Source organism: Burkholderia sp. AU45251 (genome assembly GCF_030482905.1).
GTDB lineage: Bacteria > Pseudomonadota > Gammaproteobacteria > Burkholderiales > Burkholderiaceae > Burkholderia > Burkholderia aenigmatica.
This window is the reverse complement of record NZ_JAUJQH010000004.1, coordinates 107,967-127,344: the sequence shown is the minus strand read 5'-3', so window position 1 is coordinate 127,344 and position 19,378 is coordinate 107,967. Positions and strand designations below refer to the sequence as shown.

Sequence of the window (19,378 nt, the reverse complement as noted above, 5' to 3'; positions counted from 1 at the left end):
CGCAATCGGCGTGCCGAATCGGCTCGCGAAGACGAGGCAGTCGAATGCGGGCACTTCTAATCGAAGACGATCCGACGATCGGCGAAGCGGTCCAGGATGCATTGAAGAACGAGACCTACGCGGTCGACTGGGCCAGGACCGGCACGTCGGCTTCCACGGCGCCGGAGGCCCGGCATGACGATCTCGTGGTGCTCGACCTGGGGCTGCCGGGCAGGGACGGGCTCGACCTGCCGACCGACATTCGCGCGACGGGAAATTCTGTTCCGGTCGTGGTCGTCACCGCCCGCGATGCGCTCGACGACAGGCTGCGAGGGCTAGGCGGCGGTGCCGGCGATTACGTCCTGAGGCCATTCGAGATGTCGGAATTGCTGGCACGTTTGCGTGCGGTGCTTCGACGCAAAAAGCGGCGGGGCGGCCCGACACTGGGCAACGGTGCCGTATCGCTCGATCCTGCAACCCGCAAAGCATCGGTTCATGGCGCCCCGCCACTCCAGCTGACCAACCGTGAGTTCGCGCTGCTGCGCGCGTTGCTCATGCGTCCGGGGGGCATCCTGTCACGCAACGATCTGGAGGATCGTATTTATGGATGGGGCGAGGAGGTCGAAAGCAGCGCTGTCGAGTATCGGATTTATTCGCTTCGGCGCAAACTCGGTGGTGAGATCATCGGAGACGTCAGGGGGATGGATGGTTTGAAAGAACGCCTGAATACATCGATTCAGTTCAAGCCGTCCTTTACTTTGTCGGTAGTGATCGTCGGAAAGCGCGAAAACTGCCTTGAACCCAAAGGCTCACGTCGAATATCAGGTGAAGTTTCTTTTCGTGGAGCAATGCGCTCATGCGGATCACACTCGTAGACTCATATTCTGTCGTTGTTTCGTTGACGCGGACGAGCAGACGACGATGACGATTCGCCAGGCATGCTGACGGTGGGGAACAGTATCGTCCGAACGGCGATGGATTGCCGGCCGGACGATAAACGATGCCGTGAACAGGTCGTCAGTGGTGAAGATAAATCGAGCGAGACGGGGCATGTGTCGTGAGGGCATGTCCCGAGTTGCTACCTGCAGATTGTGCGGAACCGTAACCTGTTGTGTCTGCCTGGTCAGTCGACTCGGACGAGTGCAGGCGCGCTTCTGCCTGCTGAATGGATTGCGGATAGTGAATGTCTTTGCGGGCCGGGTTGTATCCGGCGTGCTCGATCTGAACGAGTTGTGCACGAACCTCGGCCCGAGTAAGACCTTGTCCCGCGAATGCAAGTGCAGGAACAACCGCAAGTGCCAGCATGACGGTTCGAATGGCGAGTTTCATGGTCGTGACCTCCAGTGAGTTGGGAAGAGCAGTCACACGATGTGCGATGCCGTAGAAACAGCATGCGCCTTCCGAACTGAAGATAATGTTAACGATGACGTTGATGAGCCGAATCGAAGGTGCAATGCGAATGTGCGGTCCGCGGGTCCATGTGGGTGTTTCGCGCCGGCCCATCGCTGCAGGAAAGATGTCGGAGCAAAAAAAGACCCGGACTCGCACCGGGTCGAACGAGCGCAGCGAACGACAAGCAACGAATTTAATGAATCGATCGTTGCTTGGTACGTTTGCCGTCACTCTGCGTGGACGAACGAAACAAGAGCCGCACGGTATCGAACCGGCGCGGCATATGCACGTTGCCATGCCATGCTTAAGTTATCCTTAAGCTGCAAGGAATCGGGTAAAGCTGAAACTGACCTCTTAGTGTGAGGGTCAGCGAGCGATACAGTGCCCGAAACCAGGCACTCGACTGGCGAGAATCTTGACTTGATCGAGGACAAGCGCGAAGCCTGCGGCCGCGATGCCAACGCCGAGCGCCCACGGAAGGGGAAGGGCGGTCACGAGCACACCCGAAAGCACGAGGCCGCAGACAATAGTGGTATCGACAACCGACGAGAAGACCAGCCAGCGACTCGGTTTTGAATCCCATAGATGGCTCTGCGCTCGGAGCACATGGATCATCGATTGATTGCCGAACGCGATGGCAAGAAAGCCCAATGTCTGTACGGCGTGCGGCGGCAGTTGGCTACCGACTGCGACGATCGCTGCCGAAAACGCAAGCCTGCATCCGCCGAAGAACGCCGCCATAAAGACGATCTGCTTCATGTTCCAGTTCTGAGGCTCGCGTTGCGGCTCAACGTGATCGGTGGTCAGCGACATCGTCAGAAAATCGTTGGTGACGAGCAGGATGATCATGATCATCGAGGTGATCACCGGTTGATGTCGCGCGATGAGACCATACGCGATCAGCAGCACGACCTCGATTTTCTTCACGAGCATGTTCAAGGTGTAGGTGAGCAACCGGCGGAATGCCATTCGCCCCTCGGTGCTGGCTGCAACGACCCCGGATGGCCCGGGCTCGGCAAGCACGATCGCAGCGGCTGCCTTTGCTGCATCACTGGCGCTCGCCACTGCTATGCCGACTTGTGCCTGACGCAGCGCAGGCGCATCGTTGACGCCGTCGCCGCACATGCCGACGACGTGACCGCTTGCCTGAAATGCCTGTACGAGGTGATATTTGTCTTCGGGCAACACGCGCGCGAACACATCGAAGCGCGATAGTGCGGCACGGTTGGATCCATCAACGTGCGGACCCGGCTCGGGGCGCAGCGCAGGCCGACGGCTCGCGCAATAGCGGTCGCCGTCGCGGCCGAGTCGCCTACGGCGTAGCCGAGCGCGGCCAGTGTGACGACTCCGTTAATTGCGCCCAGGTTCCGGACTGTTATGTTTCCCTTCATTTAGGGACATCGTGCGAAAGTCCCATGCTTGCTGGTGCTCACACAACCAAAGTCGTGGTCGACGTGCCCGCCCGGCGGCTGCGTGGTTCGGCGGCCCTCAGCCACCCCGTGGGACCGGCCGCTGACGCGCGTACCCCGGGGATCGAAGCTCGGCCTGCGCTGGGTCGGTCGGCATCGAGCCCTCGCCGTCGGGGGGCGGACCTGCCCGCGCGCCCTCATCAAGAATCGAGCCTTTGCCTCCGTCAGTCCACTCCGGTCGGCTTTGCTCCACGATCGCGGGCATTACCCGACAACTTTGCCTGCCGGCGGGACCGATCGTTCAGGATCTGGTGCCGCCGGTGGTCGGTCATCTTCTGCCAGCCGCGACTTTCCTCGCGCGTGCGCAGACAGCCCAGACAGAAGCCCGTCCGGCCGTCGAAGGCGCACATGTCGATGCAGGGCGATTTGGCCGCCATGGCTCAAGCCGCCGCGGGGTTCGGATTTACCTCGACCGTCACGTGCGACAGCCCCCTGAAGCGCTTAAGTGCCGCGTGATAGAAGCTCGCGTTGCGTCGGGCTTCGCCGGTCGACACCGAGACCACCGCGCTCATGTGCCCCGGCCCAACCCGCCACACATGCAGGTCGAGCACCTGATCACCCTGACTCTCGATAACCTGCCGCACGTTGTCCGCCATGTGGCGATCCACGCTCATGTCGAGCAGGATTCCGCCGGTGTCGCGCATCAACCCCCACGACCAGTTGGCGATCACCAGCGCGCCGATCACACCCGCCAGCGGGTCCATCCATAGCCAGCCAAACGCTCGAGCGAGCAGCAGACCGATAATGGCCAGCACCGACACCGCTGCGTCAGCGATCACGTGGACATACGCGGACCGGATGTTGTGATCGCGGGCTGCCGCGGTATGCGCGTCATCGTGGCCGTGCTCATGCTCGACAAATTCGATTTCGTGGCGACCGTCGGGTAACTGGATCGTCGCCGTGAACGCGTGTGGCTCCGGGATCTCTTCCCGGGATTCCAGGTAGCCGCCCCGCGCGATGAAGGTGAACGACTGGCGGACCCCGTCGGGCCGGACGGTCGTGACCGAGACATCGTCGGGAGCGAGCTGTGAGTGTTCAGTCTCGGGCGTCACTCGGAACACCGGAGGTACGCCGTCTTCAAAGACGGAAACGGCAAACACGCCGGCCGGCGTGAAGATCTGCTGCGCCTCGTCGTCGTGCGGATGTTCGTGTCCATGCCCATGACTGTGTCCATGGCTATGGCCGTGATGGTCGCCGCTCAGCAGCCAGACGCTCGCGAGGTTGACCAGCAGGCCGACCACCGCGATTGGGATCGCCTCACCGAAGTGGATCGGCACCGGCGAAAAGAAGCGCGAGATCGCCTCGTAGCCAATCAGGATGGCGATCATCGCCAACACGATGGCGCTGGTGAAGCCAGCCAGGTCCCCCAGCTTGCCTGTACCGAACACAAACCGGGAATCGGTCGCATGCCGGCGTGCGTACGTATAGGCCAGCGCCGCAATCAGCATGGCGCCCGCATGGGTGGACATGTGCAGGCCGTCGGCGACGAGCGCCAGCGAGCCGAACAGGCTGCCCCCGACGATCTCGGCCACCATCATGGCACTGCACAGTGCGATCACCGCCCAGGTGCGGCGCTCGTTCTGCTCGTGGGAGGCACCCAGAAAAATGTGATCATGTCCCGCGCCGAACGCGGCATCTCTGAAATCGCTCATGCTTCCCTCTATTTGAAGTAGCTGCGGACCACTTCGATCAACTGTTCGGTGCCGCTGCCGTGTTCGCCATCCGCCTCGGCATCGATGAGATGCGTGCGGATATGGTCCTCGAGCACGACCGCCAGCAGTCCGTTCATCGCGCCGCGGCAACTGGTGATGAGTTGCAGCACGTCGTTGCAGCCGCGCTCGTCCTCGAGTGCGCGCTCGACCGCCTCGATCTGCCCCTTGATGCGGCGCACCCGGTTCAGCAGCTTCTGTTTGTCGCGAATGGTATGACTCATGACTTCCCTCCAATGCGGGAGGGGAGTATAGCGTCATATAGGATAGGGGGGTATACGTTTATTTGGCTGTATCCGAGTGTCTTTGGCGGGATCGACGGGTTTTCGATCGGCAGCAACGACCTGACCCAGCTCACGCTCGGGGTCGACCGTGACTCGGCCGAGCTGGCCGGCCTGTTCGACGAACGGAACGACGCGGTGAAGTGGATGATTGCCCCCGTGATCGCCACCGCGCACGACGTCGGAGCGAAGGTGGGCCTCTGAGGCCATGCGCCGAGCGATCATCCGGAATTCGCCGATTTCCTCGTTGCCTGCGGTATCGACTCGGTGTCGGCCAGCCCCGACAGTTTCATTGCGGTCAAGCGTCGCGTGGCGGCGGAACAGAGGGCGTCGCCACGCGAACACGCCGAAGGCATGAGCGGCGCGGCAGTGCCGGTGCGCCAGAGGGCCGGACCGCGCGATCGTGTCCGGTCGACTTGACGACGGCGTCACGCCGCGCGCGGGCGCCGCCGGCCGCTTTCGGCCCGGGCAAATGCGGCCTGCAAGGCGGGATGAACGTCGGTTCGCCAGTGCTCATCCGTGAATAGCCCGTAGTGATCGCAATCGTCGATGTCGACGCTCTCTCGCGCATCCGCCGCGAGGCCGCTGCACATGGCCAGTGCGGCATGGGTCTGCCCGGCACCGGTGATCGCATCGCGCCCGCCTTCGACGGTCATCAGCACGGTGGCGCGCAGCGCGGCGGGGTCGACACGCTGGCCGCAAACGTCCCAGGTGCCGGTTGCGAGGCAGGCGCGCTGGAATACGATGTCGACCGTGTCGAGGAAGTACTCGGCGGGCATGTCGAGGAGCGTCAGGTATTCGCGCAATGCCCGGCACGCTTGCGCGAGTGTGTCGGCATCGCTGCACGTCACCGCGCGTCGGTAGCGATCGAGCAGCGTCATGTAGCGTTGCGGGTACGCGATCGAGATCTCGGCGCGCTGCAGATAGGCCGGAAAAACCTGCCGCCCGTGTCCGGCGTAGCCGGGCGGTACCGTGTCGATCAACGTGGAGCGGCACCATGCGAGCGAATGCGAGCTGGCTGCGATCCCGAGCGCGCTCGGATTGATGCGGACATCGAGCGGACCGCCGATCAGCGTCAGGCTCGCCGGCACGACGGCCCCGCGTTGCGCGCGCAGCGCGAATGCGCCGAGCGATGGAACCGTCGCCTGGCAGATGGCGACCACGTGCACGGGCCGCGCGTCGGCCACCAGCGCATCGATGAAGCCGTCGAGCATCGCCACGTATTCGTCGAGACCGAATCGACCCGCGTCAGGCGGCACGTCACGCGCATCGATCCAGTCGGTGATGCACACGTCACCATCGGCCAGCAGCGTCTCGACCGTCTCGCGCATCATCACGGCCGCATGGCCGGCCAGCGGCACGCACAGCAGGATTACTCGCGGCGCACCGGGGCGCGTGAAACGGCGCAGCGCGCAAAACGGGGTATGCGTGGCGATCGTTTCGTCGACGTCGAATCGTCGTCCGTCCGAGGCGATCGCGTCGATCGCGAACCGTGGCGCGCCGGCATGCAGGTCGAGCAGGGGCTCGAGCAGATCGGCGTAGCACGCGGCCGCCGCACCGGGCCAGAGACCGCGCGCGAATCGTGCCGCCGCGTCCCATGTACGCAACCATTGCCGTTGCCGTTCGATCAGGTCATACCACATGGCGCGTCGGCAAGAAGCCGCCGGGAATTCGGACAGGTCTACTGTCGCCTGATTGCGCGGCGGCGGGTTGACCTGAATCAGCGTCGGCTCACCCGAGCCTGCATAAGCTGATCTTCGGATCCTGGACGGAAGCACGGAGCAGATCATGGACGCTTCTCGACGCATGCTTGTCGTTTTCTACTCGCGCAGCGAAACGACGGCGGGGCAGGCGCGCCGGCTGGCCGCCGAGCTCGGCGCGGATTGCGTACGGCTGCGGGAGCACGACGATCGACGGCGCGCAGGGGCCATCGGCTATCTGCGTTCGCTCGCCGACGTGATTCGCCAGCGCGACGCGGACCTGCGGCCGACCGCCTGTTCGCCATCGGCTTACGACGTGGTCGTGCTCGGCACGCCGATATGGGCCGGGCGCGCATCGACGCCAATGTCGACCTGGCTGGCCCGTCACGGGCACGAACTGCGCGCGACCGCGTTCTTCTGCACGATGGGCCTGCGTGGCGACCTGACGGCGTTCGCACAGATGCAGGCGCTGGCACGGCAAAAGCCGGTCGCGACGTGCGCGATTTCCGCGCGCGATATCGGTCGCGGCGTTGCCTCCCGGAAGCTCGCCCGTTTCGCCCGGTCGATCGATCGGCGGCTGACCGTCCGCGAGCATCGCGCGAGTGTGGAGCGGGCAACGTGATGGCCCGCACGGCGGGCGAGCGCGACTTCGATCATGTGCAGATCGGCGGCGCGTGCAATGCGGCACGAAGAGGCTGATGAGCACTTGCGTGCCGGTAGTGTGTCCAGGATCGTCCCGGACGATCCTGCCGCAACCCGGTAGGGCTGCGTGTGCGATTTCGAGTTTTCCGATGCTTCGATCCCGGCGTTGTGCGAACCGGGCTGCGACGCGGCGCTTGACGTGCTCGCACGCCACGCGTGAACGGTAATCACTCGACCGGTGCTGCCCGAACCGAACGCCGGCTGGACGACGGCGACGGCGCGAGGCCCTGGCCGAACCACGGGACTCCGGCGCCGAGCGATGCGACGTAGCGCGCCCAGCCTCCCGGGTTGCCGGCGAACAGCCACGCGCACACAGGGCCGGCAAGTGCGTCGCGGTCGAGCGGATCGTCGAGTAAATGCTGGGGCCACAGGCAGTAGGCGTGGAGAACCGCGTGCGTGAATTCGCGCACGGTCATGTGCGCGAACACGTGATTCAGAAGCGGCACGTCGGCGAGCATCGGCTGGGCCGCCAGCAGCGAGTCGATCGTCCTGTCGTCCGGCTCGTATTCGAGCACGCAACTGAGGGTTCTCAAGATTCTGCCAAGATGCATGAGCAACGCGTGGCGCGCTTCGGTTTCGTTCGGCATGGTCGGCTTCCGGATTCGCGGAGCGAATCGTTCCGCGTGCTTCCTTGCAATCTATGAGCGATGCAGCGACGAAGCGTTGATGGAGGTCAAGCGCGGTTGCACGGGCCGATCCGAATGCGATCGAGCGCGCCGATCGGGAAGGCTTCGATGGATGGATCGAGGCATGCCGCCCGTTCCAGGTTCATGTCGCCCGAATCGTCCGATCGGCGCGCATCGGGAATGCAAGCGGGCGGCGCGAACAAATCAGAATCGTTCGAGGAGCGCGAGGATTTCGGCGGTGCGGCGCAACAGCGTCTTGTTCTGCTCGGCCGTCACCCTGACGGCGTGCAGTCTTGCGCGCCAGTACGCGGGATCGCTGATCGACGTCTTCGTATGGAAGTCGTGTCGTGTCTGTTCGAGCAGGCGAATGGATCCTTCGATATGGGCGAGTTCACGTTCGACTTCGTAATATCAGTTCATGTACGGACCTCTGCAGGATGGTGGTGCATGGTGGATTCCCGCTGTCCGTTGCGCATTGACCTCACGCAAGCCATACACGACATCCTCTTCATCTGAGAAAACAAGATGATTCGGAGTGCTTCGTTGATGAGATGAAGGCGGGAGCGAAGACCCGAAAAGCCTACGTGAAGATGCGTATAGCATCGCGGTGTTTCGCTTGGGCGACGAAAGGCTAAACGATCAACTTGACGGGTTCCTGACAGGCTCGCGAATCGAGGCTTCGGATGGCATTGCGTCAGACGAATCGCCGGTAGTTTCGGGGGCATGCGTGTGCTTGCTGACCTGCATCAAGACCGCTCGCGCTGCAAGCGCGATGATCGAGGTTCGCGCGTGTCGATCACGATCGAGGACCGACACGCACCGTGCCGTCTGCGTTTTCACGTTCATGATTCGGATCTCCGTCATGCCTTCACTGTTCGCGCACACGTCGAATCTTCAGATCATCACGCTGCCCGGCGAGGCGACGCCGAAGGTAACGCCCGCCGCACCGTACCGGAATCGTCCGGTCGACACCGACGGCGACCGCCTGTTGAGTCCCCACGAAATCGCGATCCTGATGGTGCTCGCCAGCGAACCGCGACGTCAGCAGGGCGACCCGGCCGATCTTCATTGTCTTGCGGACCGGGGCCTCGTCCGGCTGGATGCTGGGCCGCTCGCGGAGGCGCACGTGCGCCTGTCGGATCGGGGGCGGCAGATGGTGTCGCGGCTCGCCGAGCGCGATCAGCCGCGATGCAGCCGCCATGCCGATTTCACGATGGCGGGCCGGACCTCGAGCGAGACGCCTCAGCGCGCGCCCCGCTGACCTGCATCAAGCGCCGGCGATGCTGCCGGATTTACGGTTGTCGTCATGGGATACGGGCAGCAGTCCGTGACCATGAAAAACGGCGGCGAACTGAAGAAGGACGTCGCGCGGGCGCTCGGGCGGGATCCATCGATCGATGCCATGCACGACGGGGTCGATCGAATGGCCGTTGCGTGAATCGTCGGGCGGCGGCGGGCGTCGACCGACGATCCGTGTCGCCCGGACAGGGAGAGGGAACATGAATGCCGAGATGTTTTGCACCCGCGAAGTCGCCATGTGTTCCGCGCAGACGACCGTCGTCGAGGCGGCCGCGATGATGCGCGATGCACACGCCGGCGACCTGGTCGTCGTACGTGAAAGGGAAGGACGATGCGAGCCGGTCGGCATGCTGACCGACCGGGACATCGTGCTTGCCGTCGTCGGCCCCGACGCACCGGCCGGTTCGCTGTTCGTCGGCGACATCATGTCGGCCCCCGTTGCCGTCGCGGACATCGACGACGATCTCTGGCTACTCGCGAAGCGGATGCGCCAGCTGCCGGTGGTTGGCGACGTCGGTGAGCTGGTCGGCATCGTGTCGCTCGACGACTTGCTGCGCGCGGCCGCGGCGCTGCTCGACGAACTACGCCTTGTAGCAGCACGCCAGCCGTATTTCGAGGAGAAGCAGCGTGGATGATGCGGTGCGCGACCGGATCACGTGCGCTGCCGGTCGTGCCGCGGACATGCTGTTGATCGCGGTCAACGCCGCGCCGCGTGAGCGTTTCGAACTGGAACTCGAGGATCGTCTCGATCCGCGCAGTGCGGATCAGACGCTGCGCATCTAGGAGGCCGGTTTCCGCCAATGGCGGGAGCCGGTGCTACGCGCGCACGTCCCCGCGCTTTCTCCAGACGGCGAGACAAACGAGCGCGCTGAGCATGCCGCCCAGGTGGGCGAAGTGCGCGACGCCGCTCGTGTCGCCGCCGAGACCGGCCAGCAGCTCGGTCAATGCATAGCTGGTGGCGAAGAGCCATGCCGGCATCGGCACCGGCGGAAACAGCAGCACGACGCGCCGTTTCGGAAATAGCACGCCATAGGCGATCAGCGCGCCGAACACCCCCGCCGACGCGCCGACGGTCGGCGCGCCGCTGGGTGGCAGCATCTGCACGACCGCAAGCTGCGTGACGCCGCCGGCCAGCACGCTCGCCAGATAGAGCGCGAGAAAGCGTGCGCGTCCGAGCGCGCGTTCGACGTCGCGTCCGAACATGTAGAGACCGAACATGTTGAACGCGATGTGCGCGAGACTGGCGTGCAGCATGCTGTAGGTCAGCAACTGCCAGACGTGGAAATCCGGTGTGACGGGCGCACCCGGCCGCGCGGGCGGCCACAGCGCGAACAGGTCGACGAGGAGCGACCCGCCGCTTGCTTCGGCGATGAATACGGCGAGGTTCACCAGAATCAATGCGTAAGTCATGGGGCAACGGCATCCACGGGATCAACGCAACGTTGCGCGGCAGCGGCGCGGCCGTCATCGAGCGTCGTGACATACCGTCAAGTTAGCCGCGCGCCGTGCACGGTCGTTGCGGCAAGTCATGGAAGGCGGTCGACTGGAACCTGCCGCGGCGACCTCCGGCGTGCCGGGCCTCGTCAGTCGCAAGGGCGTGCGGCACGTTGACGTGCGTCAAGCCTGCCCGGGCCACCCCCCTTACCCTGAACCCGGGATGCATGCGCCGCCGCCGGGCGGGTCGCGTGCGTGGCCTTCACCGAAAGCACGACAGGAGCCTCATCATGCACATCGGAAGAATCAGCACCCGGCCGGTCGAATCCTGCACCGTCGAATGCAGTGCGCTCGAACTGGCGGATCGCATGCGGCACGCGCATGTCGGCGATATCGTCGTCATCGAGTATCGCGAGGGCGATGCCATCCCGATCGGCGTCGTCACCGACCGCGACCTGGTGATCGAGGTGATGGCCCGCGGCGATGATCCCGGCGCCGTGACGGCCGGCCAGATCATGTCGCGGGGCCTGGTCGTCGTGTCCGACACCGACGAAATCGGCGTCGCGCTCGAGGAGATGCGCCGGTCGGGCATTCGGCGCTTGCCGGTGGTCGACGATGAGGGCCGTCTCGCCGGCATCGTGACGCTCGACGATATCGTCGAGCATCTTGCGGGGCTGCTCGGCGGTGTCGCGGAAGTCGGCAAGCTGCAGCAGATCGAGGAGCAGCGTTTCCGCGCGTAACGACGTGTTGCCGGCCCTGCGCCCGTCGTGGGTGTGGGCGCCGTTCCCCGGGCGCCACGCACCGCGCGGCTATGTGCGTAGCACGGCGAACAACGGCGCCCAGAATGCACGGTCACCGTATGCCGCGACGTCGCAGTCGGTCTCGAACCGGATCGCGATCGCGGCCTCGGATCCGGCCAGCGGCTCGGCATGCCCGATCTGGCGGGCCAGTACGGCTGTGTCGGCGTCGGACGCATTGCGCCCGAGCGCGGCCCGGGCCGCGACACGCGCGGCGAGCGTTGCCCGGTTCGCGGTGAAATCGAGAATCGCGACGCGCACGCCGAGTTGCGTGGCGAGCGAGGTGAAGGCCGCCCGGTTGTGCCGGCGCAGGAACGTCGCGTCGACGATCACCGTGTAGCCGCTGGCGAGGACCACGCCGGCCTGCTCACGGAGTCTGTCGTAGGTCGCGTCGACTGCCGTGTCCGAGTACGCGGCGGCGGACAGCCGGGTGTGCTCCGGCGCACAGGCGTCGCGTTTGCGCTCGACATCGCTGGACAGCCGGATCGCGCCGATCTGTTCCGCCAGCGCGCGGCTGGCAACCGATTTGCCCGAGCCGGATACGCCATGACACAGCAGCAAGGCCGGTTGCGTATCGCGCCGCGTTCGCGCCATGTCCGACGCAATCCGCAGATAGCGGCCGCGCGCTGCTTCGTCGCCGCGCAGCCGCGCGGTCATCGCCCGCACCAGCGCGCGATAGACGAAGTAGCACGGCAGCACGCCCAGCGCCGCATGGTCGCCCGTGCGGGCGAGCCATGCGGACAGGAGGCGGTGGGCGCAGTCGGCTCGCCCGCGGGCGGAATAATCCATCAGCGCAAATGCGAGATCGCTCGCCACGTCGATCCAGCGCAGCGTGTCGTCGAACTCGATGCAGTCGAACATCAGGATGCGGTTGCGCCAGCGGACGACGTTGTCGAGATGCAGGTCGCCGTGGCACGCGCGTACGAAGCCGTGCGCATGCCGCTCGGAAAGCTGCAGTGCAATGCGTGCCAGCTCGGCCTCGTACCAGCGGCGCAGCGCGGCTTCCCCGGGCACGGTGACGTCGAGCGTGTCGCACAACGGCCGGCATTGCGCCGCGACACTGGCCGCGCTGCCAGGGTGGCCGTGTGGCGCACGGCGGGGCGCGTGAAGGTGATGCCGGGCCAGTGTATCCGCGAGTGCGTCCGCATCCGCCAGCCCCGCGTCGTGCGATGCACTGCGCACCGACAGCATCGCCTCCGCATCGAACCGGCGCATGTGCACCACGTACTCGTCCGGTACCGCGGCGCGTCGTTGCCGGCGCGCGGCGGTCGGCACGGGCGGGCCGAAGACACTGCGCCGGCCATGCGCGACGAGCGGCCAGACGCCCAGGTACAACGGGCCGGCGAACGGCCGGTTGAGCGTGCACTCCGCAAGTGCGCAGCGGCGCCGCTGCGCGGGGCGCACGAGGTCGACGAATGCGAAGCGGACGGGCTTGATGCGCTTGTACGCGTAACGCCCTGCCAGATACACGACGGACAGGTGCGTTTCGATCCGTTCGATCCGGCCGGCGGGATGGGGATAGGTGGTGGTCCGACGCAATGCGCGATCGAATTGCAGGGTCTCGCGTCGTGCGGCTCCGCGGCTTGACTTGAAGGGCAGGCGTGGCGTTCGGGACATGGTGAGCGGATCGATGGGCAGGGCGCCTGCATGTCGCCGCGCTGGCGGGTGGGTGTCGAACGGAAACGGTACGTTCCCGTCTGCTCGATGTCGCGGGTTCGGGCCGGCAGGCCCGCAGTGACGTGTGCGACGCCCCCTATTGCAGCCGACCGGCGCCCGTTCCGGCTTGATGCGCGTCAAGCCGGTCGCGGTCGCGCGCGCCGGACGGTGTTTCGCGGGCCGGTGCCTGCGCGGTATCGACGCAACGCCGCCTGCATTCAAGTCTTGTCCTCCCCTTGATTCTCGTACGACTTACAGGGGTGGCCAGATCCAGGTGCGAAAGGGTTTTCGGTCCGGACCCAATAGAAGTTTCAATTCATTCAATAGTTTCCTGGCTGGCCTCTTTGATGCCTCCTGCTTGCCACTCCCCGCGACCAGCCAACGTGGGGCAATGATGGAAAAACGGGGCAACGTCGGTGGGCATCGTTCCTACGTTCTTGCAAGAGGGCGTCAAACGCTGTCGCACGGTCGCCGGAAGTCTGCCAGCGGTCACCCCTTGTGAATTACTTGCGTGTCCCGACTAGACTGGAATTGGTAGAGAACGGAGCACCGGTTCGAGGCGCACCCACGGGAGTGCAGGCCGGCGCTGAGCAGCCATGAGCACGAAATCGGACTTGCCTGTTTGGCCGCCGCGCGAGCGCGGCACGGGGCGAGCGTGTGGACTGGCGGTTGCTCTGCACGTCCTGCTCGCGGCGATGGTGATTTTCAGCGCGGGCCTGCGGCAGCACCACACTCCCACTGGCGCGAACACGGTGATTGACGAGCCCGGCGTGCCATTGCGGTTGACCACTTCCGCGCAGGCGCGGGCATTACGCGTTCCGACTCCATCTACCGAGCTCGGCGCTTCGAACGCGCTGGTGCCCGTTGTCCGCCATCATCCCAGGATCAACATCGAACCCCAGCATCTAAAGGCGCCAGCCTTGCGGATCAGCACGATCGCAGCACGCCGGATCCCGTTATCGAACGCCACCACCGTTGCTACGCAAGCAGATAGTGAAATGGAGCAGGAGCGCGCCGCGCGGCTCGTCGCGCTGGAGGACATCGCCGGCAAGCCTATGCGGAATAGTGGCGTTGCTGCGTCGCGGGGCTACGCAGAGACGGTAGCTCTTCAGGTGCGGGCCAACTTCGTCGCGCCGTTCGAGACTCCGGGCAATCCATCTGCCGTCATCGCTGTCACGTGCGCGCCCAGCGGGGCGCTACTCAGTGTCAGGGTGCAACGTTCCAGCGGTAACCCTCGGTGGGACCGTGCCGTCCTCGCCGCCGTCGAGAGGACGGATCCGATGCCACGGGATATCGATGGCGCGACGCCTGCGAGCATCGTTCTTACGTTTCAACCGAAGGGCTGAGGGATACGCGCAGGCGATCGGTCGGATATCTGCCCACCTCCTTATCGCCAAGCCTGGTTCGCTCGGCCTAGCCGAGCCGCAGCACCGCTTCGACCGGTATCTTCAGCTGATCCAGAAGCAGCGCGAACCCGATCGCGGTCATTGTAACCGCTCCCACTAGTGACAATGGCAGCGCGGCCATCAGCGTACCTGACAGTACGAGCACCGAGACGATCGTGATGTCGATCACAGACGACAGCAGCAGCCATCGGCTCGGCAGTGAATGCCAGAGATGGCCGCGCTCGCGTAATACATAAAGAACCGCCTGATTGCCGAAGGCGATCGCAAGGAAGCTCAGACTTTGCAATTCGCTGATCGGCAATCGAATGTACAACACACCGGCGGTCACGATGATGCCGGAAAAGAGCAGCTTGCAGCTCCCGAAAATTGTGGCTGCGGTGACGATGCGGCGCATGTGCCAAATAGATGGCGCCGGCGCCGGTCTTGCCCGATCTGTCGTCAAAGACATCGTCAGGAAGTCGTTTGTGACGAGCAGCAGTACCATCATCATCGGGGTGAGTAACGCGCGATGGACAGCCACAAGACCATAGGCCAACAGCAAAACGACCTCGATCTTCTTCACCAGCATGTTTAATGCATAGGCCAGAAGACGCCGGAACGCGGAGCGACCTTCCTGGATCGTCGAGAGAATACCTGCCAACCCCGGTTCCGTCAGAACGACCGCGGCGGCGGCCTTCGCCGCATCCGTGGCGGACGAAACTGCGATCCCGACCTGCGCCTGACTTAATGCGGGCGCATCATTGGCTCCATCTCCGCACATACCGACAACGTGTCCGCTATCTTGTAGCTCCGCCACGAGGCGGTACTTCTCCTCTGGCAGTACACGGGCGTAGACGTCGAATTGTTGGAGATCGGTGTGATGGTATGAGGCTGCGGCAGGATACGGTGTCGACCGAAGGCCCACTTTCCCGGCAATGGCGGAGGCTGTGGCGGCTGAATCCCCCGTAACCATGATTGTACGAACGCCGAGCCTCTTGAGCGCTCCGATAAGTTCGGCTGAATCAGTACGTGGGGGATCGCTCAGTGCGATCAGTCCTGCCAGATGCATCGAACTGCCCATTGCTCCCACCGCCACCGCAATGATGCGGTGACCTTGATGGGCAAGCTCGTCGGACTTCGCACGTGCGCCTGGCGCTACGTCAGCAATCTGCTCGACCGCCTGTAGCGCGCCCTTTACGACACGCATTGGCTCATGGCCGTCATGTGACAGATAGGCTTCCGCTATTTTCGTCTCCGGATCGAACGGGACGAAGCGCGTCGGTTCTTGATCGGGTCGTTCGGCAATCAACGAGGCTGCAGCTAGCTGAACGGCTGCATCGAGCGGATCGTCACCGCTACGAGAACTGGCCATTGCGGCTAGACACAGCAGCCGCTCGCGATCGAAGCCCGGCATTGGCGAGATTTCCGCGACTTCGAGTGCATTCTGAGTGAGCGTGCCAGTCTTGTCGGAGCAGAGCACGTCCATGGCTGCTGCCTCGTGCACCGCAGACAAACGCGTGAGCAATGCACCGCGACGGCTCAGCGCGAGTGCACTGAGTGCGGCGGAAAGCGTGAAGGTCGCCGGCAGCGCCACCGGTACCGTTGCCAGCAAAGCCGTGAGCGCAAGTCGTATCAGTTCGGCACCTGGAAACCCGAGAAGATACGCATATCCCACCGACACGAGCGCGATGATGCCGTTGACGAGTCCGAGGCCCTTTACTGCGGCGAGCACCGCGTGCTGTTCGGAACTCGGTGCGTGTGCGATCCGAACGAGTTCGACGGTGCGACCAAAGTAAGTGCGTGCGCCCGTCGCCGTGACCACGCCCGTCGCCTGGCCGCGCCTGACGAGCGAGCCGGCATAGACCGTCCCGCCAAGCGGAACCTCAACGGGAACTGACTCTCCGGTCAACATCGATTGATCCGCCATCACTGCGCCCTTTGTCACGCGCACGTCTGCAGGCACCACGCCCCCAAGCGCGAGCTGCACTGCGTCACCAGGCACGAGATCCGCGGCAGACACGCGTGTCCATTGGCCGTCGCGACAAACGAGTGCGGTCGGTTCGAGTCTTTGTTTGAGTGCCGCGAGCGCGACGCCGGCTCTGTGCTCCTGAACGATGCCGAGTACAGCGTTAAATACGAGCAGTGCGCCGACAACAGCCGCCTCGACGTAAGCGCCCACGCCAATCTGCAACACGATGGACACTTCCAGTAGCCAGGGCACCGGTGCCCAGAACTTGGGCAACAGCACACGCCAGTATGGCGTCGGCTGTTCGTGGATCGTGTTCGGTCCGAATTCGTTCGCGCGCTCGCGCGCTTCGGTAGTCGACAGGCCGGTAGTCGATTCCGGCGTCAAAGTCTCTTCCATGGACGAGGCACCTTCGATACCGGGCTACCCTGGGTCAGACTGCGGAGGGGGCACGGTGACATGCGGCATGCGGTAGTCGCTTCTCTGTAGAACCGGCATTACCGCCAGTTCGGCTAAAACGCTTCGACGATGGCAATTCGTGTCTCCATAAGACACGCCGCAACCGGGTGATCGGTTCAATCACGGCGGCTTGATCGACAGCCTACGGGACGGGATTGACTTGCTTCGGCGGTGTGGCGTCAGTAGGGCACCCCCTCTTCAACAGGAAGCGTGCTCGTGACAGCTATCGTGTGATCGGCGGATTTGCGACGCTTGATACACGTCAACCGAATGGGCCGATCGCTGAATGGATTCTTGCCGGGAAGGCTGTTGAGGGGGGCGCATAGCCATGCCGCCCGGCGCACCGTGCTACCGATCGAATACGGTGGCACGACCATCGACGACGATCTGCGCAGATGGTGCGAACGGTCCTTTCTTTCGGCCGGTACGCGGCCGGCGAATTGCAGCGGCGCATGAGGCCGGCGTTCGGTGGACTGCATCTGGGGTTTTCGCGGCCGGCTGACGACGAAATCGATGCAACCACGCCGAGCTACACGATCATTGGCCGGTGGCACCGATTGCAGGGCCAACAGGCTTGCCGTGCATGTAGCCCGGCCCCATACCCATTCCTTGCCCGCGATGCATGCCGCGCATGGGGGGCGTCAGGGAGCGTGATTCCGCGCGCTTTAGCTCGCTTCTGTATCTCGGAATGACGCCGACCAGGAACGAAACGGTGAACCTGTTTGCTCTGGACATGACGGTTTCCAGGTCGTTTGCATGTGTCCAACGGTACGCAGAACGGGGGGCGGTCAAAAAACGCATGGGAATCAAAAGCCCCCCGTCTTCGACACCCTTCCGGCTCGTGCTTTCCGCCCCGCACCGGCAGGCGATTGACCCAGGTCAACCGCATTTCCCATGACGGTCATACAGTCGATTCGGGCGTTCGGGCGATGCGTCACGTGACCGCGTGCTGAATGCGGCCGGTCAGCCATCGCACGGCCGGATGGTTGTCGAGCGGATTCATGCCGCCCGAATGCGAGCGGAAATCGATGCGTTGCTGGGCAGTGACGATGAATAAACGGGTGTGGGTGATCGGCGTGCTGCTTGCGTTGGCCGCGTGCGCGGAGGCGGAACGGAGCGCGTCCTTCCGGTCGACGGAAACGCAATTGTTCGCGACGCGTCAGGCCGCGGCGCTACAGTGTTCGACACCCGCCGAGTGCGACCGTGCATGGCGCCTTGCGCGCCGCTATGTTGAAGCGCATTCGTCGACCCGGATCACGCGCGCCGGGGCGGACACGATCGAAACGGCGCCTCCGTTTCTGGCGGGGGAAGTCTATCTGTGGGCTTCCCGCACGGCCTCGGGCGGCGGGGCTTCGGTGATCCGGCTCAAGGCGATGTGCAAAGGCATGTACGACAGCGATGGCGGCCCGGGCTGGCGGTATGACGCGTGCGCGACGAGGATCCTCGACATCGAGCGAGGCTTCGGGGCCTATGTGAACCCGGCGCGTTCGTCGGATGCGCCGGCGTTGGCCGCGCCGCGATGATCCGGCATTTCGTGCCCGGGCGCCTGCCGGTTTTCGTGTGATTTCGAACCGTTGACCTCCGTCAACGCCCGCGTGCGGCGAACGCCGATGATGAAAACCAATCCGAACGCCGCCGGCGCGTCGGTTCATCCAGCGAGGTCGGTATGTACACGAACATCATGGTCGCCGTGGACGGCAGCCCTTCATCGCAACGGGCGCTCGACGAGGGCCTGAAGGTGGCGCGATCGTGCGGTGCTCGCCTGTTCGCCGTTTTCGTCGTCGACAAGTCGCTGCTGATCACGTTCGGCGGACGCATGGACCCGGATGCATTGCTCGCCGAGATCCGGCGCGATGGCGCGTCGGTCCTGCGACGCGAGGAACGGACCATCGCGCACGCGGCAGTTAACGGCGAGACGGAACTCATCGAGACCGAGATCGGCGAGAGTGTCGCCGAACGGCTGCAGCGCTACGTCGCCGAGCGGTCGATCGATCTCGCCGTGGTTGGTACCCACGGGCGACGCGGGGTCCAGCGGCTGTTCCTCGGCAGCGTCGCCGAACGTTTCCTGCGCGGATCGAGCTGCCCGGTCCTGCTCGTGCGCGGCAGCGACGCCGCACCGGCCGCGGCGGCGTAGGGCCGCATGCTCGGTGCGCCGCCAGCCGGCGCCCGCCCGCGCGCAACCTGTCGAGGTGACCATCATGCAGATCTCCTTTCCTTCCGAACATCCGACGTATTGCGGCATGGATCCGGCACTGACCTTTCCGGCGCTGGTCGAAGGCCGCCGCGTGCACTGCGCGATTACCGCGGCAGCGCTGGAGGATCACTTCCGCGCGGCGTCGCCGCGCGAGCAGGATCTCGTGGATGCGTTTGCCCGCCACCGTCCCGCGATCGAGCGCGCCGCGCGCTGCCTGCTCGAGGAGATGGACGGTCGGCCGATCCTGCTCCACAGCGGCTATTTCCGGTTCTGCACGTGAGCGCCCGCAGTCGTTGACGCGCATCAAGCGCGTGCCGATGTGGGAAGTTA

Annotated in this window: 22 protein-coding genes and 1 pseudogene; 12 read left to right on the top strand and 11 right to left on the bottom strand. The window is 64.5% G+C overall.

Going from position 1 to position 19,378, the window contains the following annotated elements:
• The first annotated feature begins 44 nt into the window (after positions 1–44).
• The gene (locus QZM67_RS12140; protein ID WP_367620441.1) at positions 45–854 is read left to right on the top strand and encodes a response regulator; all 810 of its coding nucleotides are present in this window, start codon (positions 45–47) and stop codon (positions 852–854) included.
• A 142-nt stretch (positions 855–996) separates the two neighbouring features.
• Here QZM67_RS12140 and QZM67_RS12135 read toward each other — a convergent pair whose 3' ends face one another.
• The 5 genes from QZM67_RS12135 to QZM67_RS12115 form a co-directional block, all read right to left on the bottom strand.
• Complete coding sequence (locus QZM67_RS12135; RefSeq protein ID WP_301803171.1) at positions 997–1,308, bottom strand: DUF4148 domain-containing protein; 312 nt, start codon at positions 1,306–1,308, stop codon at positions 997–999.
• A gap of 429 nt (positions 1,309–1,737) precedes the next feature.
• Positions 1,738–2,571 carry an HAD-IC family P-type ATPase gene (locus QZM67_RS12130; RefSeq protein ID WP_301803168.1) on the bottom strand — a complete coding sequence of 278 codons (834 nt, stop codon included), beginning with the start codon at positions 2,569–2,571 and terminating at the stop codon, positions 1,738–1,740.
• Positions 2,572–3,004: 433 nt separating this feature from the next.
• Positions 3,005–3,217, bottom strand: a complete 213-nt coding sequence (locus QZM67_RS12125) for a DUF1289 domain-containing protein (RefSeq protein ID WP_301767232.1) — start codon at positions 3,215–3,217, stop codon at positions 3,005–3,007.
• 3 nt (positions 3,218–3,220) lie between these two features.
• Positions 3,221–4,492: a CDF family Co(II)/Ni(II) efflux transporter DmeF gene (gene dmeF / locus QZM67_RS12120; RefSeq protein ID WP_301803165.1), complete on the bottom strand. Its 1,272-nt coding sequence runs from the start codon at positions 4,490–4,492 to the stop codon at positions 3,221–3,223.
• Positions 4,493–4,500: 8 nt separating this feature from the next.
• Positions 4,501–4,773 carry a metal/formaldehyde-sensitive transcriptional repressor gene (locus QZM67_RS12115; protein WP_301803162.1) on the bottom strand — a complete coding sequence of 91 codons (273 nt, stop codon included), beginning with the start codon at positions 4,771–4,773 and terminating at the stop codon, positions 4,501–4,503.
• 93 nt (positions 4,774–4,866) lie between these two features.
• On the opposite strand from QZM67_RS12115, the pseudogene QZM67_RS12110 reads away from it, so the two are divergent.
• Positions 4,867–5,250: pseudogene (locus QZM67_RS12110) on the top strand (putative PEP-binding protein); the annotation flags it as partial.
• Between the two features lie 8 nt (positions 5,251–5,258).
• Here QZM67_RS12110 and phaZ read toward each other — a convergent pair.
• Positions 5,259–6,473 (bottom strand): polyhydroxyalkanoate depolymerase, encoded by a 1,215-nt coding sequence (gene phaZ, locus QZM67_RS12105; RefSeq protein ID WP_301803158.1) that lies wholly within the window; start codon positions 6,471–6,473, stop codon positions 5,259–5,261.
• Positions 6,474–6,618: 145 nt separating this feature from the next.
• On the opposite strand from phaZ, the gene QZM67_RS12100 reads away from it, so the two are divergent.
• A complete protein-coding gene (locus tag QZM67_RS12100) occupies positions 6,619–7,152 on the top strand; it encodes a flavodoxin (RefSeq protein ID WP_301803155.1) in 534 nt (177 codons plus the stop codon).
• Between the two features lie 247 nt (positions 7,153–7,399).
• On the opposite strand, the gene QZM67_RS12095 is transcribed toward QZM67_RS12100, so the two are convergent.
• Complete coding sequence (locus QZM67_RS12095; protein ID WP_301803153.1) at positions 7,400–7,819, bottom strand: hypothetical protein; 420 nt, start codon at positions 7,817–7,819, stop codon at positions 7,400–7,402.
• A 183-nt stretch (positions 7,820–8,002) separates the two neighbouring features.
• Here QZM67_RS12095 and QZM67_RS12090 point away from each other — a divergent pair, with 183 nt between their 5' ends.
• From QZM67_RS12090 to QZM67_RS12075, 4 genes are all read left to right on the top strand, one after another.
• The gene (locus QZM67_RS12090) at positions 8,003–8,374 is read left to right on the top strand and encodes a hypothetical protein (protein WP_301803150.1); all 372 of its coding nucleotides are present in this window, start codon (positions 8,003–8,005) and stop codon (positions 8,372–8,374) included.
• A 100-nt stretch (positions 8,375–8,474) separates the two neighbouring features.
• Positions 8,475–9,119 (top strand): hypothetical protein, encoded by a 645-nt coding sequence (locus tag QZM67_RS12085; RefSeq protein WP_301803147.1) that lies wholly within the window; start codon positions 8,475–8,477, stop codon positions 9,117–9,119.
• A gap of 238 nt (positions 9,120–9,357) precedes the next feature.
• Positions 9,358–9,792, top strand: coding sequence for a CBS domain-containing protein (locus QZM67_RS12080; protein WP_301803144.1), 435 nt, complete (start codon positions 9,358–9,360; stop codon positions 9,790–9,792).
• A complete protein-coding gene (locus tag QZM67_RS12075; RefSeq protein WP_301803142.1) occupies positions 9,785–9,940 on the top strand; it encodes a hypothetical protein in 156 nt (51 codons plus the stop codon). The genes QZM67_RS12080 and QZM67_RS12075 overlap by 8 nt, the downstream gene beginning before the upstream one ends.
• Positions 9,941–9,973: 33 nt before the next feature.
• Here QZM67_RS12075 and QZM67_RS12070 read toward each other — a convergent pair whose 3' ends face one another.
• The gene (locus QZM67_RS12070) at positions 9,974–10,567 is read right to left on the bottom strand and encodes a rhomboid family intramembrane serine protease (RefSeq protein WP_301803139.1); all 594 of its coding nucleotides are present in this window, start codon (positions 10,565–10,567) and stop codon (positions 9,974–9,976) included.
• Positions 10,568–10,881: 314 nt separating this feature from the next.
• Between QZM67_RS12070 and QZM67_RS12065 the strand changes: the two genes are divergently transcribed.
• Positions 10,882–11,331: a CBS domain-containing protein gene (locus QZM67_RS12065; protein WP_301803766.1), complete on the top strand. Its 450-nt coding sequence runs from the start codon at positions 10,882–10,884 to the stop codon at positions 11,329–11,331.
• Between the two features lie 69 nt (positions 11,332–11,400).
• Here QZM67_RS12065 and QZM67_RS12060 read toward each other — a convergent pair whose 3' ends face one another.
• Positions 11,401–13,005 carry a bifunctional aminoglycoside phosphotransferase/ATP-binding protein gene (locus tag QZM67_RS12060; protein ID WP_301803136.1) on the bottom strand — a complete coding sequence of 535 codons (1,605 nt, stop codon included), beginning with the start codon at positions 13,003–13,005 and terminating at the stop codon, positions 11,401–11,403.
• 635 nt (positions 13,006–13,640) lie between these two features.
• Between QZM67_RS12060 and QZM67_RS12055 the strand changes: the two genes are divergently transcribed.
• Entirely contained in the window at positions 13,641–14,390 is a 750-nt protein-coding gene (locus tag QZM67_RS12055) for an energy transducer TonB (RefSeq protein WP_301803133.1), read from the top strand.
• Between the two features lie 67 nt (positions 14,391–14,457).
• Here QZM67_RS12055 and QZM67_RS12050 read toward each other — a convergent pair whose 3' ends face one another.
• Both QZM67_RS12050 and QZM67_RS12045 read right to left on the bottom strand, forming a co-directional pair.
• Complete coding sequence (locus QZM67_RS12050; RefSeq protein ID WP_301803130.1) at positions 14,458–16,794, bottom strand: HAD-IC family P-type ATPase; 2,337 nt, start codon at positions 16,792–16,794, stop codon at positions 14,458–14,460.
• Between the two features lie 239 nt (positions 16,795–17,033).
• Positions 17,034–17,333 (bottom strand): hypothetical protein, encoded by a 300-nt coding sequence (locus QZM67_RS12045; protein WP_301803128.1) that lies wholly within the window; start codon positions 17,331–17,333, stop codon positions 17,034–17,036.
• Positions 17,334–17,903: 570 nt separating this feature from the next.
• On the opposite strand from QZM67_RS12045, the gene QZM67_RS12040 reads away from it, so the two are divergent.
• The 3 genes from QZM67_RS12040 to QZM67_RS12030 all read left to right on the top strand — a co-directional run bounded on the left by QZM67_RS12040 (position 17,904) and on the right by QZM67_RS12030 (position 19,328).
• Positions 17,904–18,377 carry a hypothetical protein gene (locus QZM67_RS12040; protein WP_301803762.1) on the top strand — a complete coding sequence of 158 codons (474 nt, stop codon included), beginning with the start codon at positions 17,904–17,906 and terminating at the stop codon, positions 18,375–18,377.
• A 143-nt stretch (positions 18,378–18,520) separates the two neighbouring features.
• On the top strand, positions 18,521–18,988 hold the full coding sequence (locus tag QZM67_RS12035) for a universal stress protein (RefSeq protein ID WP_301803125.1): 468 nt from the start codon (positions 18,521–18,523) through the stop codon (positions 18,986–18,988).
• Between the two features lie 64 nt (positions 18,989–19,052).
• Positions 19,053–19,328, top strand: coding sequence for a DUF1488 domain-containing protein (locus QZM67_RS12030; protein ID WP_301803122.1), 276 nt, complete (start codon positions 19,053–19,055; stop codon positions 19,326–19,328).
• Positions 19,329–19,378 lie beyond the last annotated feature (50 nt).

Coding starts and splice junctions, on each gene's coding strand:
- QZM67_RS12140 (WP_367620441.1), top strand. CDS start 45: ATGCGGGCACTTCTAATCGAAGACGATCCGACGATCGGCGAAGCGGTC.
- QZM67_RS12135 (WP_301803171.1), bottom strand. CDS start 1,308: ATGAAACTCGCCATTCGAACCGTCATGCTGGCACTTGCGGTTGTTCCT.
- QZM67_RS12125 (WP_301767232.1), bottom strand. CDS start 3,217: ATGGCGGCCAAATCGCCCTGCATCGACATGTGCGCCTTCGACGGCCGG.
- dmeF (WP_301803165.1), bottom strand. CDS start 4,492: ATGAGCGATTTCAGAGATGCCGCGTTCGGCGCGGGACATGATCACATT.
- QZM67_RS12115 (WP_301803162.1), bottom strand. CDS start 4,773: ATGAGTCATACCATTCGCGACAAACAGAAGCTGCTGAACCGGGTGCGC.
- phaZ (WP_301803158.1), bottom strand. CDS start 6,473: ATGTGGTATGACCTGATCGAACGGCAACGGCAATGGTTGCGTACATGG.
- QZM67_RS12100 (WP_301803155.1), top strand. CDS start 6,619: ATGGACGCTTCTCGACGCATGCTTGTCGTTTTCTACTCGCGCAGCGAA.
- QZM67_RS12095 (WP_301803153.1), bottom strand. CDS start 7,819: ATGCCGAACGAAACCGAAGCGCGCCACGCGTTGCTCATGCATCTTGGC.
- QZM67_RS12090 (WP_301803150.1), top strand. CDS start 8,003: ATGTCGCCCGAATCGTCCGATCGGCGCGCATCGGGAATGCAAGCGGGC.
- QZM67_RS12080 (WP_301803144.1), top strand. CDS start 9,358: ATGAATGCCGAGATGTTTTGCACCCGCGAAGTCGCCATGTGTTCCGCG.
- QZM67_RS12070 (WP_301803139.1), bottom strand. CDS start 10,567: ATGACTTACGCATTGATTCTGGTGAACCTCGCCGTATTCATCGCCGAA.
- QZM67_RS12065 (WP_301803766.1), top strand. CDS start 10,882: ATGCACATCGGAAGAATCAGCACCCGGCCGGTCGAATCCTGCACCGTC.
- QZM67_RS12060 (WP_301803136.1), bottom strand. CDS start 13,005: ATGTCCCGAACGCCACGCCTGCCCTTCAAGTCAAGCCGCGGAGCCGCA.
- QZM67_RS12055 (WP_301803133.1), top strand. CDS start 13,641: ATGAGCACGAAATCGGACTTGCCTGTTTGGCCGCCGCGCGAGCGCGGC.
- QZM67_RS12050 (WP_301803130.1), bottom strand. CDS start 16,794: ATGGAAGAGACTTTGACGCCGGAATCGACTACCGGCCTGTCGACTACC.
- QZM67_RS12045 (WP_301803128.1), bottom strand. CDS start 17,333: ATGCAGTCCACCGAACGCCGGCCTCATGCGCCGCTGCAATTCGCCGGC.
- QZM67_RS12040 (WP_301803762.1), top strand. CDS start 17,904: ATGAATAAACGGGTGTGGGTGATCGGCGTGCTGCTTGCGTTGGCCGCG.
- QZM67_RS12035 (WP_301803125.1), top strand. CDS start 18,521: ATGTACACGAACATCATGGTCGCCGTGGACGGCAGCCCTTCATCGCAA.
- QZM67_RS12030 (WP_301803122.1), top strand. CDS start 19,053: ATGCAGATCTCCTTTCCTTCCGAACATCCGACGTATTGCGGCATGGAT.